The following is a 16,227-nucleotide window of genomic DNA, read 5'->3' on the forward strand; positions in this document are numbered from 1 at the left end:
AGCGTTCGGGGTAAGCATGACAGTGGATCTGGCCAGCATTCTGCTGGGCTTGGTGGCAGGCGTAATACCCTGCCTGGTGTGGGTCATGCAGGTGCAACGCCGCCAGGGCGCACGGCAAGGTGAGCAGGCCTTGCTCGAAGAGCGCCTCAACGCTGCCCAACTTGCCCAGGCTGGCCTGCAGGCGCAACTGGACGCCAGCCGCGACGAGGTCAGCGACCTCAGTGAGGCCAACGCTGTCAAACAGGCCCAGCTGGCCGCCCAAGGCCGTGAGCTGGAGCTGCTGCAGATCGACCGCGACAATGCCCGTGATGCGGCCCACGCCTGGAGCCTTGAGCGCGCCAACCGCGAAGCCGAACTGCGCCGCCTGGAAGCGCAAACCGCGCGCCTGGACGCAGAACTGCGTGAACAGCAGGAAAGCCACCAGCAACGCCTGGAAGACCTGCAGGAGGCCCGTGACACCTTGCGCGCCCAGTTCGCCGACATGGCCACCAAGATCTTCGACGAGCGCGAGCAGCGCTTCGCCCAGACCAGCCAGCAGCACCTTGGCCAGTTGCTCGACCCGCTCAAGGAGCGCATCCAGGCCTTCGAAAAACGTGTGGAGGAAAGCTATCAACAAGAGGCCCGCGAGCGCTTCTCGCTGGGCAAGGAGCTGGAGCGCCTGCAACAGCTCAACCTGCGCCTGTCCGACGAAGCCACCAACCTTACCCAGGCCTTGAAGGGCCAGAAAACCCAAGGTAACTGGGGGGAGCTTATCCTCGAACGCGTGCTGGAGCATGCCGGCCTGGAAAAGGGCCGCGAATACCAAACCCAGGTCAGCCTGAAAAGCGCCGATGGCGAGCGTTTCCAGCCGGATGTGCTGATCATGCTGCCCGGCGACAAGCAGGTGGTGGTGGACGCCAAGGTCAGCCTCACTGCGTACCAGCAGTTCGTTGCCGGCAACGACGAAGCTGCGCTCAAGCAGCATGTGCAGTCGCTGCGCAGCCACGTCAAAGGCCTGTCGAGCAAGGACTACAGCCGCCTTGAAGGCCTGCACAGCCTGGATTTCGTGTTGTTGTTCGTGCCCATCGAGGCGGCCTTTTCGGCGGCCCTGCAGGCCGAGCCGAACCTGTTCCAGGAGGCCTTCGACCGGCAGATCGTGATTGTCAGCCCTACCACGTTGCTGGCGACCTTGCGGGTGATCGACAGCCTGTGGAAGCAGGAGCGTCAAGGGCAGAACGCCCGCGAAATTGCCGAGCGTGCCGGCTGGCTCTACGACAAGTTCGTGCTGTTCATCCAGGACCTGGACGAGCTGGGCAGCCGCTTGCAGCAGGTAGACAAGGCTTATGCTGCCGCGCGCAACAAGCTGTGCGAAGGGCGTGGCAACCTGGTCAGCCGCAGCGAGCAGCTTAAGCTACTGGGCGCCCGTGCCAGCAAGAGCTTGCCGGCAGACCTGCTGGAGCGGGCGCTGTCCGACGAGGCGCTGCCCGACGTAGCGGTTACTGAGCCAGGCTCAGATGGCGATTGAGCAGGGCGCGCAAGGCCGCTGGCTTGACCGGTTTGGCCAGGTAGTCCAGCCCTGATGCATGTACCAGGGCGATGGTTTCCTTGCTGCCGTCGGCGCTGATCACTACACCGGGTACCGGCTCACCCAGCCGTGCTCGAAGCCAGCCCATCAGTCCGGTGCCGGTCTCGCCGTCGTCCAGGTGGTAGTCCACCAATGCCAGGTGCGGGCGCATGCCTTTGGCCAGCAGGGCTTCGCATTCGGCCTGGTTGCGCGCGGTCCATACCTGGCAACCCCAGCGGCTCAGCAGGCTGTTCATGCCGATCAGGATGCTGTCTTCGTTGTCCACGCAAAGCACTTGCAGCCCGGCCAGTGGCTGGCCGCCCTGTTGTTCCACGGGCGCGCTTGGCGCCGCGGCGGCCTGGCGTGCAATCGGTACGCTGACGCGGAACACCGTGCCCTTGCCTGGCCATGAGCGCACTTCCAGCGGATGCCCCAGCACCCGACACAGGCCGTCTGCGATGGCCAGGCCCAACCCTAGCCCCTTCTCGGCACGGGTCTGGTGGCTGTCCAGGCGCTTGAACTCCTGAAAGATCACTTGCAGCTTGTCGTCAGCAATGCCCGGGCCACGGTCCCAGACCTCCAGCCACAGGCGCTCGCCCTGTCGGCGCGCGCCTAGCAGGATCGGGCTCTTGCCGTAGCGCAGGGCATTGGTGAGGAAGTTCTGCAGCACCCGGCGTAGCAGTTTCATGTCGCTGTCCACCCGCAGGCGGCTGCCGCGCAGGCGGAACTCCAGGCCTTTCTCGGCCGCCAGCAGCTTGAACTCGGCGCCCAGGGTGTCGAACAGCTCGTTGAGGGCGAAGGGTTTGGCATCCGGGGTGATCTTGCCGTTTTCCAGGCGCGAGATGTCCAGCAGGTCGCTGATCAGCTCTTCAGCCGAGCGCAGCGAGCTGTCCATGTGCTGTACCAACTGCTGGGCCTCTTCGTTCATGCCCTCGGCCTGTTGCGACAAGGCGGCAGAGAAAAGCCGTGCGGCGTTCAACGGTTGCATCAGGTCATGGCTGACGGCGGCCAGGAAGCGGGTCTTGGACTTGCTCACCGCTTCGGCCTGGCTCTTGGCTTCGGACAGCGCCTGGTTCAACTGCGACAGTTCGTGGGTGCGCTCCGCCACGCGTTGTTCAAGGCGTTCGTTGGCATCGCGCAGGGCCTGCTCGGCCTCGCGGAACGGGGTGATGTCGGTGAAGCTCATGACAAAGCCGCCGCCCGGCATCGGGTTGCCGATCAGCTCGATCACTCGGCCATTGGGGAACAGCCGCTCGGAGGAGTGCGCGCGGCCCTGACGCATCCAGTGCAGCCGCCGCGCCACATGCACTTGCGCCTCGCCGGGGCCGCACAGGCCGCGCTCGGCGTTGTAGCGGATGATGTCGGCAATCGGTCGCCCTACGCTGATCAGCCCGTCCGGGTAGTTGAACAGCTCCAGGTAGCGGCGGTTCCAGGCCACCAGGTGCAAATTCTGGTCGACCACGCTGATGCCCTGGTTGATGTTCTCGATGGCGCCTTGCAGCAGGGCGCGGTTGAACTGCAGCACCTCACTGGCTTCGTCAGCGATGCGCACCACGTCTTCCAGCTGCATGTCGCGGCCTTCGATGGCCGCTTTGACCACGGCGCGGGTCGAGGAGGTACCGAGTACCCCGGCCAGCAGGCGTTCGGTGTGCTCGATCCAGTCGCCATCGGCGTTCTGGTTCGGGTTGAAGCCCTTGCCCTGGCGGTAGGCAAAGCGGATGAAGCTCTGCCGTGCGCGCTCTTCCCCGACAAAGCGCGAGGCCAGGGTCAACAGGTCGTCGATCTGCACCGCCAGCAGCGGCTTGCTGCTGGGCCGCGCGCTGGTCTGCTGGCCAATGAACCGGCCGGCCTGCCAGTGCTCGGAAACCCGTGTGCGCGACAGCACCGAAACCCAGGCGAACAGGGTGAAGTTGCCCGCCAGTGACAGCACCACACCTTGGGTCAGTGGACTGATCGGCAGGTTCAGCGGGTTGCCGTGCAGCCACGCCAGGCCAGGGAACAACTGCAACGACCAGCCCAGGCTGTGCGCGGCAATCGGCAGCACCAAGGTGTAGAACCACAGGAAAATGCCAGCGGCCAGGCCGGCGAACACGCCGCGACGGTTGGCCTGCTTCCAGTACAGCGCGCCAAGCATGGCCGGGGTGAGCTGGGTCACAGCGGCAAAGGCGATCTGGCCGATGGTCGCCAGGCTGGCGGTGGAACCCAGCAGGCGGTAGCTGACATAGGCCAGCAGCAGGATCACCACGATGGTTACCCGGCGTACCGAAAGCATCCAGTGGCGGAACGCTTCGAAAGGCCGCTCGGCGTTGTTGCGGCGCAGCAGCCAGGGCAGCAGCATGTCGTTGGACACCATGGTCGACAGCGCCACGGCCTCGACGATCACCATGCCGGTAGCTGCCGAGGCGCCGCCGATGAACGCCAGCAGGGCAAGGCTCGGGTGCGCCTCGGCCAGCGGCAGGCTGATGACGAACGAGTCGGAGATCACCGTGCCGGGCAGCATCATCTGCCCAGCCAGGGCAATCGGCACCACGAACAGCGCGGCCAGTGCCAGGTACATGGGGAATACCCAGCGCGCCAGGCGCAAGTCCTGCGGTTCGATGTTCTCGACCACGGTAACGTGGAACTGCCGGGGCAGGCAGATGATTGCCATCATCGCCACGGCGGTTTGCACCACCATGGACGGCCAATTGATGGTTTCTTTCCAATAGTCCTGCAAGTGGATCGACTGGCGGGCCTGGCTGAACAGGTCGTCGAAGCCGTCATACAGGTTGAAAACGATGAAGATGCCCACTGCAAGGAACGCCAGCAGCTTGATCAGCGATTCGAAGGCGATCGCCAGGACCATGCCGCGGTGGTGCTCGGTCACATCCAGGCTGCGGGTACCGAAGACGATCGCGAACAGCGCCAGTACCAGCGATATCACCAGCGCGGTGTCCTGCACGCGGGTGCCGGTGGCGTCGGCGTTGGCCCCGATCAACAGGTTCACGCCCAGTACGATGCCCTTGAGCTGCAGGGCGATATACGGCAGCACGCCGACCAGGCAGATCAGCGCCACCACCACTGCCAGGGTCTGCGACTTGCCGTAGCGTGCGGCAATGAAGTCGGCGATCGAGGTGATGTTCTGCTGCTTGCTGATCAACACCATCTTCTGCAGCACCCACGGCGCGAAGATCAGCAGCAGTACCGGGCCCAGGTAGATTGGCAGGAATGCCCAAAGCTGTTCGGCGGCCTGGCCGACCGCGCCGAAAAAGGTCCAGCTGGTGCAGTACACGGCCAGCGACAGGCTGTACACCCAGGCACGCAGCTTTGGCGGCAATGGCGTGCTGCGGCGGTCGCCATAGAAGGCGATGGCGAACATGATGGCCATATAGGCCAGGGCGACCACGGCGATCAGCCCGCTGGACAACGACATGAAGACTCCGAAGCAAAAAGGTAACGCGGTCCCGATCAATCAGTCTGGCACGCAAGTGCCGCTTCGTCAGCGCAGACGATGGTTGTAGGAGCGGGTTCACCCGCGAATAGGCCAGAACAGGCAACATCAACCCCTGCGGGTACCCAACCCATAGAACACCCCTGCCAGTATCACCGACAACACCAGCAGGTAGAAGACTGCCCCCGGCCACAGGTGTACCAGTGCAAACCCCACCATCACCGGCCCCAGCGCCGCCCCCAGGTTGGACAGGTTCTGCGCGCCGTAATACACCCCGCGCAAGTGCTCCGGTGCGATCAGGTCGATAAACATGTACTCGGCCGGGATCACGATGATTTCGCCCAGCGTGAACACCAGCATCGCCAGGCACCAGGCCAGTACCGAGCCCGCCAGTGCAAAACCCAGCAAGCCGGCGATGAACAGGCCCATGCCGGCCAACAGCCACGGCATCAGACGCTGGCGGCTGATGCGCCGGCCAATCAGGTACTGCAAGGCAATGACCGTCACGGCGTTGGTGGTGACCAGATAGCCGATCAGCAGTGCCGCTTCGGCCGGGTTGCTGGTGACCACCAGGTACTGGGACAGGTAGGCGGTGAACTGCCCGAACACCACCGCGCTCAGCACCCCACCCACGGTAAAGCACACCAGCCGGCGATCCCGCGCCAGCCCCAGCGCCACCTGGCCGAAGCCGGCCGCAGGCTTGTCCGGCGCGCTGGCCTGCAGGCTGCGATCACCCAGGCGCCAGTAAGCCAGGCACATGGCCAGGCCAAGCAGGGCAGAGGCGAGGAACGGCACATGGTCGTTCAGTTCAAGCATGGCCACGCCCAGCAACGGGCCGGTGGCGTAGCCGACGTTGCTGAGGGTGTACTTGATGGCGAATACCTCGGCCCGCTCATCCACCGGCAGTAACGCGCAGAAGCCCGCCTTGGCAGCAATGTCGACCACTGCCAGGGCCAGGTTGATCAACACCAGACAAAAGAAGAACGGCAGTGCCGAACGGCTGGCGACCGCGCCGACGAAGGCCAGGGCGAACAGCAGGGTACTGGCGCTGACCAGCGTGTGGTTGCTCAAGGTGTCGACCAGATGGCCACCGTACAGACTCAATAGCGAGGCGACGATCAGCGCGCCACCGATCAGCAGGCCGATCTGGCTGATCGGCAGCTGGAAATTGTCGGCCAGGTAAACCACCAGGTAGGGCAGGGTGAGGGCGCGGGCGACGGTAAGCGCGAAGGTGGTGGTGAGCAGCAGGCGAACGGTGTGCGGGTAGCGTTTTATGGCGGCGAGCATTGCCACGTCCTTGTTGTGCGGGTTTGCCGAGCACAAGCATAAGCCACATGCGGTCCTTGCAGCAGCACCGGCAACGTTCAAGAGAAGATGGCAATGCTCCGGCTGGCTCACAGCCCGTCGCGACACAAGGCCGCTTCACGGACAAAGGGCGACAGGCGGAGGATTGACAGTCTGTCAGGCTCGGGGAATACTCTCGAAAAATTCATATATATGTTTATATAACAAGACGAGAGCGAGACCCATGCACCCATTGACCGGTGATGCTCGACTGCCCCGCTACCAACAACTGCGCGACCACATGGTCGCGCAAATTGCCAACAACCGCTGGCGCCCGGGGGAAGCGATCCCGACCGAAGCAGCCTTGGCCACCGAGTTCGATATGTCGATCGGTACCGTGCGCAAGGCCGTCGATGTCCTGGTGGCCGAAGGCGTGCTGGAGCGCCAGCAGGGCCGTGGCACCTTCATTCGCCGCCCACAGTTCCAGTCGTCGCTGTTCCGCTTCTTCCGTTTCGAGGCCGCCAATGGCGAGCGCATAGTGCCGGAAAGCCGCATTCTTTCCATCGAGTCGCTTCCGGCGCCTTCGGCAGTGGCCGAGGCATTGGGCCTGGCAGGGGAGGCAGAAGTGATCCGCATCGTTCGCACACGTCTGCTTGGCGCCCAGCCGGTGCTGGCCGAAGACATCTGGCTGCCGCGCCAAACCTTCCAGCCGCTGCTGGACGTGGATTTAAACAGCAAGGGCCCACTGCTGTACCCGATCTACGAAGCGCTGTGCGGTCAGGTGGTCGCCTACGCCGAAGAAACCCTGACCGCCGAAGCGGTCGACGCGGTGCATGGCCGCTTGCTGCAACTGCCGGCCGACAGCCCGGTGGTCGTGATCGAGCGCCTGGCCCGCGACTATGCCGGCAAACCTCTGGAATGGCGCCGCTCGCGCGGCCATGCGCAGCACTTCCGCTACCGCATCGACATTCGCTAAACCGGTCGCTTCACCCTTTTACCTGTCTGCGCCGTGCTGCCACGGCGCAGTGGCTTCGCCTGCCCGTCACACCACGACTAGAAGGATAACAATCATGTTCAGCTGGTATCGCGAGATCACCTCACGGGAACGCAAGACATTCTGGGCCTGTTTCGGCGGCTGGTCGCTCGATGCGCTGGAAGTGCAGATGTTCGGCCTGGCCATCCCCGCGCTGATCGCCGCGTTCTCCCTGACCAAGGGCGATGCCGGCCTGATCAGTGGCCTGACCCTGGTGACCTCGGCAATCGGCGGCTGGCTGGGTGGCACACTGTCCGACCGCTATGGTCGCGTGCGTACCCTGCAATGGATGATTCTCTGGTTCTCGTTCTTCACCTTCCTTTCGGCGTTCGTCACCGGTTTCTACCCGTTGCTGTTCGTCAAGGCCATGCAAGGCTTTGGCATCGGTGGCGAATGGGCAGCCGGCGCTGTGCTGATGGCCGAAACCATCAACCCCAGGTATCGCGGCAAGGTCATGGGCACGGTGCAGAGTGCCTGGGCTGTGGGGTGGGGGCTGGCGGTGGCACTGTTTACGCTGATTTACTCACTGGTGCCGCAGGAGTTTGCCTGGCGGGTGATGTTCTTCGTCGGTCTGCTGCCATCGCTGCTGATCATTTGGGTACGCCGCAACGTGCCTGAGCCGGACAGCTTCCAGCGCCTGCAAAAGGAAAAGGCCATCCCTTCCAGCTTCTTGCACTCGATGGCTGGCATCTTCCGCCCGGAACTGCTGCGTGTGACCCTGCTGGGCGGCTTGCTCGGCCTGGGTGCCCACGGTGGCTACCACGCGGTGATGACCTGGTTGCCGACCTTCCTCAAGACAGAGCGCAACCTTTCGGTGCTGAACTCGGGCGGTTACCTGGCGGTGATCATCCTGGCCTTCTGGTGCGGCTGCGTGGTCAGCGGCCTGCTGATCGACCGTATTGGCAGGCGCAAGAACATCCTGCTGTTCGCCCTGTGCTGTGTACTGACCGTGCAGGCCTACGTGTTTTTCCCGCTGACCAATACCCAGATGCTGTTCCTCGGCTTCCCGCTGGGTTTTTTTGCCGCCGGCATCCCGGCCAGCCTGGGTGCGTTTTTCAATGAGCTGTACCCGGCTGATGTGCGCGGCGCCGGGGTGGGCTTTTGCTACAACTTCGGTCGCGTGCTGTCGGCCGTTTTCCCGTTCCTGGTCGGGCACATGAGCGAGTCGATGTCGCTGGGCAGTGCCATCGGCATCGATGCCGGCATCGCCTATGGCGTTGCGGTGATCGCAGCCCTGTGCCTGCCCGAAACCCGTGGCCGCAACCTTGAATCTGCACCTGCGCCGGAAACGGCCGGTGCCGTCGCCAAGTAACCTGAACCTGTTTGTATGAGAACCATGCCCGACGCACCCGCTTTGCACCTGACTGCCATCGACAGCCACGCCCACGTGTTCAGCCGTGGGCTGAACCTGGCCCGCCAGCGGCGTTATGCGCCCAGTTACGATGCGCCGCTGGGCGACTACCTGGGCCAACTGCGGGCCCATGGTTGCAGCCATGGCGTACTGGTCCAGCCCAGCTTCCTGGGTACTGACAACCGCTACCTGCTCAGCGCCTTGCAGACCGCGCCAGGGCAACTGCGCGGGGTGGTGATGCTGGAGCGGGAGGTCGAGCGGGCGACCTTGGCGGAAATGGCCCGGTTGGGAGTCAGGGGGGTACGCCTCAACCTCATGGGGCAAGACATGCCTGACCTGACCGGCGCGCAGTGGCGGCCGTTGCTGGAGCGCATCGGCGAGCAGGGTTGGCACGTGGAACTGCACCGTCAGGTGGCGGACATTCCAGTGCTGGTGCGGGCATTGCAGCCTTACGGGCTGGACATCGTGATTGACCATTTCGGCCGGCCGGATGCCCGCCTTGGCCTGGGCCAGCCGGGGTTTGCCGAACTGCTGACCCTGAGCGGTCGGGGCAAGGTGTGGGTGAAGGTGTCCGGCATCTACAGGCTGCAGGGCTCGCCGGAGGAGAACCTGGCATTCGCCCGTCAGGCGCTGTGCGCGCTGGAAGCCCATTACGGCGCAGAGCGGTTGATGTGGGGCAGTGACTGGCCGCATACCCAGCATGAGTCGGAGGTCAGTTTCGGTACCGCTGTCGAACAGTTCGAGGCCTTAGGGTGTTCAGCGCAGTTGCGCCAGGCACTGTTGGTGGATACCGCGCGGGCGTTGTTTGGCTTCGAGTGACGTAGCGCCAGTGCTGCAACTGCTGGCAGGTCCTTGAACGCAATCTCGCTTGGCCATGCCTGAGCCGGTGCTTGCCAGCCAGCGCATTTCCCATGCAGATTTGTGGCCCGGCGCGCTTGGCGAGCCTCCAATTGAAAAGCCCTCAGGACCAAGGACGATGAGTCACTCTTCGCAATTCACCTTGCTCGGTAAGCGGCGTTTCCTGCCGTTTTTCATCACTCAGTCGCTGGGTGCCTTCAACGACAACCTGTTCAAGCAGTCGCTGATCCTGGCGATTTTGTTCAAGCTCAGCCTGGGCGATGGTGACCGATCGATCTGGGTCAACTTGTGTGCCTTGCTGTTCATCCTGCCGTTTTTCCTGTTTTCGGCGCTGGGCGGGCAGTTTGGCGAGAAGTTCGCCAAGGATGCGCTGATCCGTGCAATCAAACTGGCCGAAATCGTGATCATGGCGATTGGTGCGCTGGGCTTTGTCACCAACCATCTGTGGCTGATGCTGGTGGCGCTGTTCGGTATGGGGACCCACTCGGCGCTGTTCGGCCCGGTGAAGTATTCGATCCTGCCGCAGGCCCTGCGCGAGGAAGAGTTGGTGGGCGGTAACGGGCTGGTGGAAACCGGCACCTTCCTCGCCATCCTCGCCGGCACCATCGGCGCGGGGGTGATGATGTCGGCCGACAGCTACGCAACAGTGGTGGCCGGTGGCGTGGTCGGCACGGCGGTACTCGGCTACCTCGCCAGCCGCTGGATCCCGCGGGCGGCTGCCGCCTCGCCGCAAATGCCGCTGGACTGGAACATCTTCAAGCAGTCGTGGGTGATCTTGCGCATGGGCCTGGGCCAGCCGCCGGCGGTGTCGCGCTCGATCGTCGGCAACTCGTGGTTCTGGTTTGTCGGCGCTATCTACCTCACGCAGATCCCGGCCTATGCCAAGGATTGGCTGCACGGTGACGGCACCGTGGTGACCCTGGTGCTGACCCTGTTCTCGGTGGGCATTGCCCTGGGCTCGCTGCTGTGTGAGCGGCTCAGTGGACGCAAGGTGGAAATCGGCCTGGTGCCGTTCGGCTCGTTCGGCCTGACCCTGTTCGGCCTGCTGTGGTGGTGGCACTCCGGTGATGTACCGGCTGCAGCAGCGCCGCACGACTGGCTGGCACTGCTGGGCATGAGCCAGGCGTGGTGGATCTTGCTGTCGATCGTCGGCCTGGGTGTGTTCGGCGGCTTCTACATCGTGCCGTTATATGCGTTGATCCAGGCCCGCACGGCCGAGGACGAGCGCGCCAGGGTGATCGCGGCCAACAACATCCTCAATGCCTTGTTCATGGTGGTGTCGGCGGTGCTCACCATCATCCTGCTAGGCGTGGCCAAGCTGAGCATCCCGCAGCTTTTCCTGGTGGTGTCGCTGCTCAATATCGCAGTCAACACCTATATCTTCAGGATCGTGCCCGAGTTCACCATGCGCTTCCTGATCTGGCTGCTCAGCCATTCGATGTACCGCGTGCAGCACCGAGACCTCGAGCGCATCCCCGACGAAGGTGCAGCGTTGCTGGTGTGCAACCACGTGTCGTTCGTCGATGCGTTGCTGCTGGGCGGGGCTATACGCCGGCCGATCCGCTTTGTCATGTACTACAAGATCTACAACCTGCCGGTGCTCAACTTCGTGTTTCGCACTGCCGGTGCCATCCCGATTGCCGGGCGTAACGAAGACCAGGCGACGTACGAGCGGGCCTTCGCGCGGATTGCCGAGTACCTGGCGGATGGTGAACTGGTGTGCATCTTCCCGGAAGGCAAGCTGACGGGCGATGGCGAAATCGATGTTTTCAAGGGTGGGGTCAGCCGCATCCTCGAAGAAACGCCGGTACCGGTGATTCCGCTGGCCTTGCAGGGGTTGTGGGGTAGCTTCTTCAGCCGCGACCCGGCCAAGGGCTTCTTCAAGCGCCTGTGGTCGCGGGTGACCATCGTGGCAGGCGCCGCCGTCCCGGTGGAGGCGGCGCAGCCTGAAGTGTTGCGCGAACAGGTCAGCCGCCTGCGCGGCCATCTGCGATAGGGGGTTAGCTGGCGCTGACTTTCAGGCCGACGAGGCCGCAGACGATCAGCGCCACACTGACCAGCCGCACCAGGGCCATGGACTCGCCGAACAGCATGATCCCGGCGATGACCGTACCGACTGCGCCTACGCCGGTCCAGGTGGCATAGGCGGTGCCCAGCGGCAACTCCTTCATGGCCAGGCCCAGCAGGCCCAGGCTGATGACCATGGCGCCGACGGTAAGGACAGTGGGTAGTGGTCGAGTGAAACCGTCGGTGTATTTGAGGCCGACGGCCCAGCCAACCTCGAACAGGCCGGCGAAAAACAGGATGATCCAGGACATGAGTGTGTCTCCATCGTTTGAATGATGGGGCCGTCCCCGGAATGGTCACGCGGTGCGTCGTGAGGTCGTCCTCACAGTGGGTGCCATGGTGCCTGTCTGCGGCCTTCCGGGCAAGGCCGCGCCTGCTGGCCAATTTCCACCCGTCGTTCAACGTTGCGGCCGCTACCGTATTCGCGGGTAAACCCGCTCCTACACAATTGGTGATGGACACACGTTGGTGATTGGGCGCAGGCCGTCGTGTAGGAGCGGGTTTACCCGCGAAGAGGCCGGTGCTGGCAGAAAACGATTCAGGCCAGCACCGCATCTCATACCCGTCAGACCCCTTGCGGAATCTCTTCACCACCCAGCGCCTCGAACAGCACCGGCAGGAATTCGGCAAAGGTCATCATCATCAGCTGGAAGCTGGCGTCGAACTGTTGCGCAGCCTCATCGCCACCGTCCTGCTCGGCCTGCTCCTGCAGCAGCTCTTCGAACTTCAGGCGCTTGATGACCATCTTGTCGTCGAGAATGAACGACAGCTTGTCTTGCCAGGCCAGGGCCAGCTGGGTCACCACTTTGCCAGTGCTCAGGTGCAGCTGGATCTCTTCGCCAGTCAGGTCCTGGCGCTTGCAGCGCACGATACCGCCATCTTCGGCAGTGTCGCGCAGCTCACACTCGTCCAGTACATAGAAGCCTTCGGCGGCTTGCTGCGACTTGACCCAGTCGGTCATGGTGGCCACTGGCGCAATCTTCACCGTGGCCGGGCGCACGGGCAGCGAACCCATCACTTCACGCAGGGTCGACAGCAGGTCTTCGGCGCGCTTGGCGCTGGCCGAGTTGACCAGGATCACGCCCAGGCGCGGGGCAATGGCAGCGAAGATCATCGAGCGGCGGATGAACGCACGCGGCAGGAACGCCTGGATGATTTCGTCCTTGATCTGGTCGCGTTCCTTTTTATAGACCTTGCGCATTTGCTCGGTCTCGATCTCTTCGACCTTTTCCTTGACCGCGTCGTTGACCACGCTGCTCGGCAGGATGCGTTCTTCCTTGCGCGCGGCAATCAGCAGGTACTCGCCGCTGACATGCACCAGGGGAGCGTCTTCGCCTTTGCCGAACGGCGCGACGAAACCATAAGTGGTCAGCTCCTGGCTGGCGCAGGGGCGGGCCGGCTTGCTGGCCAGGGCGGCTTCCAGCGCTTCAGGCTCGAACGGAACTTCCTGGGTCAGGCGGTAGGTCAGCAGGTTCTTGAACCACATGAGGGGCAATCTCTCCTTAATGCATAAGGCGGGCATTATTCTCCGAGCGGTGAATTGAGGCCAGCCCTGTCAGAGGGCCAGCAGTGGCTTATGCACGAAAGAATCGTCCGACAACGCTAGGTCTTTGAAAGGCCTGAGGTTTTTTTTGAAAAAAGTTTAAAAAGTGCTTGCCAGGGTGCGGGGCGCTCCGTAGAATGCGCGCCACACCGAGACGAAGGGTGATTAGCTCAGCCGGGAGAGCATCTGCCTTACAAGCAGAGGGTCGGCGGTTCGATCCCGTCATCACCCACCACTCGATGTATAGCGCAGCGGTAGTTCAGTCGGTTAGAATACCGGCCTGTCACGCCGGGGGTCGCGGGTTCGAGTCCCGTCCGCTGCGCCATATGCCACTTCCAGGGCCCACTGAACACCCGGAAGTAACAAAGAAAGCGACCTTAGGGTCGCTTTTTTTGTGCCTGATTTTTGGTGTTTGACCGAAGTGTGAAAAAACTTCGATAAGTGCTTGCCAGAGCGCCAAGTCGCCCGTAGAATGCGCGCCACACCGAGAGACATGGGTGATTAGCTCAGCCGGGAGAGCATCTGCCTTACAAGCAGAGGGTCGGCGGTTCGATCCCGTCATCACCCACCACTCGATGTATAGCGCAGCGGTAGTTCAGTCGGTTAGAATACCGGCCTGTCACGCCGGGGGTCGCGGGTTCGAGTCCCGTCCGCTGCGCCATATTCCACTTCCAGGGCCCACTGAACACCCGGAAGTAACAAAGAAAGCGACCCTAGGGTCGCTTTTTTTGTGCCTGAATTTTGTACCCCTACCTGCACGCGTTTGCCGCAGCTTCAGCCACGCCGTTCCTCCTCCCGCAATGTCAGCACCTCATACCCACCCTCAGTCACCGCCACGGTATGCTCCCACTGCGCCGACAAGCTGTGGTCCCGGGTGATCACCGTCCAGCCATCCTTCAACTCGCGCGTGCCGCGGCCACCCTGGTTGATCATCGGCTCGATGGTAAACACCATCCCCGGTTTCAGCTTAATGCCCATGCCGCGCTGGCCAATGTGCAGCACCTCTGGCCCTTCATGCATCTGCTGGCCAATACCGTGGCCGCAATACTCGCGCACCACGCTGTAACCCGCCGCCTCGGCATGGGCCTGCACGGCATGGCCGATATCGCCCAGCGTTGCCCCAGGGCGCACCTGCTCGATGCCTTTCCACAACGCGTCATAGGTGGTGTCGACCAGGCGCCGGGCTTCTTCGCTGATCTTGCCGATGCAATACATCTTCGACGAATCGGCAATGTAGCCGCCCTGTTCCAGCGTGATGTCGACGTTGATGATCGAGCCTTCCTTGAGCACCTCATCGACCTTGGGGATGCCGTGGCATACCACGTGGTCCACCGACGTATTGAGCGAGTAAGGGAAACCGTACTGGCCTTTGCTTGCTGGCCGTGCCTTGAGCGTATCGACGATGAACGCCTCGGCGCGGTCGTTGATCTGCATCGTGGTCACGCCGGGGCGGATGAAGCTGTCGAGTTCGGTGAACACCTGGGCCAGTAGCTGGCCGGCGCGGCGCATCAGGTCGAGTTGGGCGGGGGTCTTGAGGATCACCTGGGACATGGGAGGAGGGCAGTTGCTCATGCTGGAAATTGCCCCAGCATAGCGCCTGGGAGCGTGAGGTTGCCACCGCATGGTGCGCAAGGCACGCCGCAGCACTGTCTTTGTGGGAGCAACTGTCTTGCTCAATTTCTAAAAGCGGGCGCGATCCCTGGACTGCCCCCCAAAAGTTGGACAGTTTTAAGCTGCAGCCTGAGCCCTGTACTCCACAGGGCTCAGGCCATTGAGCCTCAGCTTGATGCGATCATGGTTGTAGTAGTGAATGTACTCATCCAGACCCGCTCTCAGCTCATCAATGCTCTCGAAACGCTTCAGGTAGAAAAACTCAGACTTGAGCGTGCCGAAGAAGCTTTCCATGGCCGCGTTGTCCAGGCAATTGCCTTTTCGAGACATGCTCTGCTTTACCCCGCATTCGCTTAGCTTACGGCGGTATTGCGCCTGCTGGTAATGCCATCCCTGATCCGAATGCAGCACGAGCTTCGGTTTCTCTCCCAGGCAATCGAGCGCTTTGCCAAGCATGTTCCCAACCAGGCTATAGCACGGGCGGCTGGCCATTTCGTAGGCCACGATTTCGCCGTTGTACAAATCCATCACGGGCGACAGATAGAGCTTCTGTTGAGCTACTTTGAACTCGGTTACGTCAGTCACCCACTTTTGGTTTGGGCGTTGAGCGATAAAATTTCGCTCCAGTACATTCGCTGCCACTTTACCGACGGTACCTCGATAGGAGCGATATTTCTTGGGGCGCACTACTGATTTCAATCCCTGCTCAGCCATCAGCCGTTCAATGACCTTCTTGTTCACCCGCTTTTCCTTCCTGATTACGAGTGCGATACGGCGATAACCATAAAGCCCTTTCTGCTCGTGGTAGACGCGATGCACCAATGCCTTGAGCTCAGCATGCCGATCTGGCTTCTGCTGAGCTTTGAGCTGGTAGTAGAAGGTGCTGCGCGCCAGCTCGACCAGTTGAAGGAGGTCAGGCAAAGGAAATCTGCGCTTGAGTTTGGAAACGATCAGGACTTTTTCCCGCGTGTTCGTTCCTTTTCCTCGCGCAGAGCCTTGAGCTCCTTTAGGACAGCATTCTCCATGCGCAGGTACTCAAGTTCAGCCATCAGCTGATCTCGAGACTTCTGATCATCATTGGTATCGGTGGGTTTGGCAGGCTTGATCTTCTTCGACACGTCGATTGGCTTTCTTGGCTTGATGGCAGTAGAGGGTGCAGGACTGCCACTGTAGTACTGCCGCTGCCAAATGCCTATCTGAGAGGACTGCCCAAGACCAAAGTGTGCAGCGGTCTGGCGCAGCGAAAGCCGATGCTCGTGCATATAGCTAAGCACCTGCTGTTTGAAATCACTGGTATAGCGCCGCCCATGCGAGCCTGGACCAATGCCATTATTGGCCTGATAACTGGCCACCCAGCGTCGAAGCAGGCTGAAATCGATACCTAAGTGTTGAGCCACCTTTCGGAAACCGTTGCTGCCATCCAGGTAGGCTGTGATCGCTGTGAGCTTGAATTGCTCGGTGTACTTACCCATAGATCCCCCAAGGGTTGGATTAGTGTCCAACTTCT

The 16,227-nt window shown here is 62.2% G+C and carries 11 protein-coding genes and 4 tRNA genes; 9 read left to right on the forward strand and 6 right to left on the reverse strand.

The window, feature by feature from the left end; all coding sequences use genetic code 11:
* Positions 1 to 130 precede the first annotated feature (130 nt).
* Positions 131 to 1,504 (forward strand): DNA recombination protein RmuC, encoded by a 1,374-nt coding sequence (gene rmuC / locus AA098_RS06765; protein ID WP_161774447.1) that lies wholly within the window; start codon positions 131 to 133, stop codon positions 1,502 to 1,504.
* Here the strand turns inward: rmuC and AA098_RS06770 are convergent.
* Both AA098_RS06770 and AA098_RS06775 read right to left on the reverse strand, forming a co-directional pair.
* Entirely contained in the window at positions 1,476 to 4,955 is a 3,480-nt protein-coding gene (locus tag AA098_RS06770) for a PAS domain-containing hybrid sensor histidine kinase/response regulator (protein ID WP_003252495.1), read from the reverse strand. The genes rmuC and AA098_RS06770 overlap by 29 nt on opposite strands.
* Positions 4,956 to 5,081: 126 nt before the next feature.
* Positions 5,082 to 6,260, reverse strand: a complete 1,179-nt coding sequence (locus AA098_RS06775) for an MFS transporter (protein ID WP_064613953.1) — start codon at positions 6,258 to 6,260, stop codon at positions 5,082 to 5,084.
* Between the two features lie 241 nt (positions 6,261 to 6,501).
* Here AA098_RS06775 and AA098_RS06780 point away from each other — a divergent pair, with 241 nt between their 5' ends.
* The 4 genes from AA098_RS06780 to AA098_RS06795 all read left to right on the forward strand — a co-directional run bounded on the left by AA098_RS06780 (position 6,502) and on the right by AA098_RS06795 (position 11,495).
* Positions 6,502 to 7,233: a GntR family transcriptional regulator gene (locus AA098_RS06780; protein ID WP_033725786.1), complete on the forward strand. Its 732-nt coding sequence runs from the start codon at positions 6,502 to 6,504 to the stop codon at positions 7,231 to 7,233.
* 94 nt (positions 7,234 to 7,327) lie between these two features.
* Entirely contained in the window at positions 7,328 to 8,602 is a 1,275-nt protein-coding gene (locus AA098_RS06785; RefSeq protein ID WP_064613954.1) for an MFS transporter, read from the forward strand.
* Positions 8,603 to 8,626: 24 nt separating this feature from the next.
* The gene (locus tag AA098_RS06790; protein WP_064613955.1) at positions 8,627 to 9,460 is read left to right on the forward strand and encodes an amidohydrolase; all 834 of its coding nucleotides are present in this window, start codon (positions 8,627 to 8,629) and stop codon (positions 9,458 to 9,460) included.
* 157 nt (positions 9,461 to 9,617) lie between these two features.
* Positions 9,618 to 11,495, forward strand: a complete 1,878-nt coding sequence (locus AA098_RS06795; RefSeq protein WP_004575312.1) for an MFS transporter — start codon at positions 9,618 to 9,620, stop codon at positions 11,493 to 11,495.
* A 4-nt stretch (positions 11,496 to 11,499) separates the two neighbouring features.
* Here AA098_RS06795 and sugE read toward each other — a convergent pair whose 3' ends face one another.
* Together sugE and rdgC are read right to left on the reverse strand one after the other, a co-directional pair.
* Positions 11,500 to 11,817 carry a quaternary ammonium compound efflux SMR transporter SugE gene (gene sugE / locus AA098_RS06800; RefSeq protein ID WP_064613956.1) on the reverse strand — a complete coding sequence of 106 codons (318 nt, stop codon included), beginning with the start codon at positions 11,815 to 11,817 and terminating at the stop codon, positions 11,500 to 11,502.
* A 314-nt stretch (positions 11,818 to 12,131) separates the two neighbouring features.
* Positions 12,132 to 13,052 (reverse strand): recombination-associated protein RdgC, encoded by a 921-nt coding sequence (rdgC, locus tag AA098_RS06805; protein WP_003252510.1) that lies wholly within the window; start codon positions 13,050 to 13,052, stop codon positions 12,132 to 12,134.
* Positions 13,053 to 13,268: 216 nt separating this feature from the next.
* Here rdgC and AA098_RS06810 point away from each other — a divergent pair.
* The 4 genes from AA098_RS06810 to AA098_RS06825 all read left to right on the forward strand — a co-directional run bounded on the left by AA098_RS06810 (position 13,269) and on the right by AA098_RS06825 (position 13,770).
* Positions 13,269 to 13,344, forward strand: a tRNA-Val gene (locus AA098_RS06810).
* Positions 13,345 to 13,357: 13 nt separating this feature from the next.
* Positions 13,358 to 13,434: transfer RNA gene (locus AA098_RS06815), tRNA-Asp, on the forward strand.
* A gap of 170 nt (positions 13,435 to 13,604) precedes the next feature.
* A tRNA-Val gene (locus AA098_RS06820) sits at positions 13,605 to 13,680 on the forward strand.
* Positions 13,681 to 13,693: 13 nt separating this feature from the next.
* Positions 13,694 to 13,770: transfer RNA gene (locus AA098_RS06825), tRNA-Asp, on the forward strand.
* 113 nt (positions 13,771 to 13,883) lie between these two features.
* Here AA098_RS06825 and map read toward each other — a convergent pair.
* Both map and AA098_RS28080 read right to left on the reverse strand, forming a co-directional pair.
* Positions 13,884 to 14,681, reverse strand: coding sequence for a type I methionyl aminopeptidase (map, locus tag AA098_RS06830; protein ID WP_085987241.1), 798 nt, complete (start codon positions 14,679 to 14,681; stop codon positions 13,884 to 13,886).
* 156 nt (positions 14,682 to 14,837) lie between these two features.
* Positions 14,838 to 16,192 (reverse strand): IS3 family transposase gene (locus tag AA098_RS28080; RefSeq protein WP_085983016.1). Its coding sequence is split into 2 segments (ribosomal slippage): positions 14,838 to 15,716 and positions 15,719 to 16,192, totalling 1,353 coding nucleotides; the frame shifts between segments, so codons are not numbered across the junction.
* Between the last annotated feature and the right edge of the window lie 35 nt (positions 16,193 to 16,227).

The organism is Pseudomonas sp. JY-Q (genome assembly GCF_001655295.1).
GTDB classification, from domain to species: domain Bacteria; phylum Pseudomonadota; class Gammaproteobacteria; order Pseudomonadales; family Pseudomonadaceae; genus Aquipseudomonas; species Aquipseudomonas alloputida.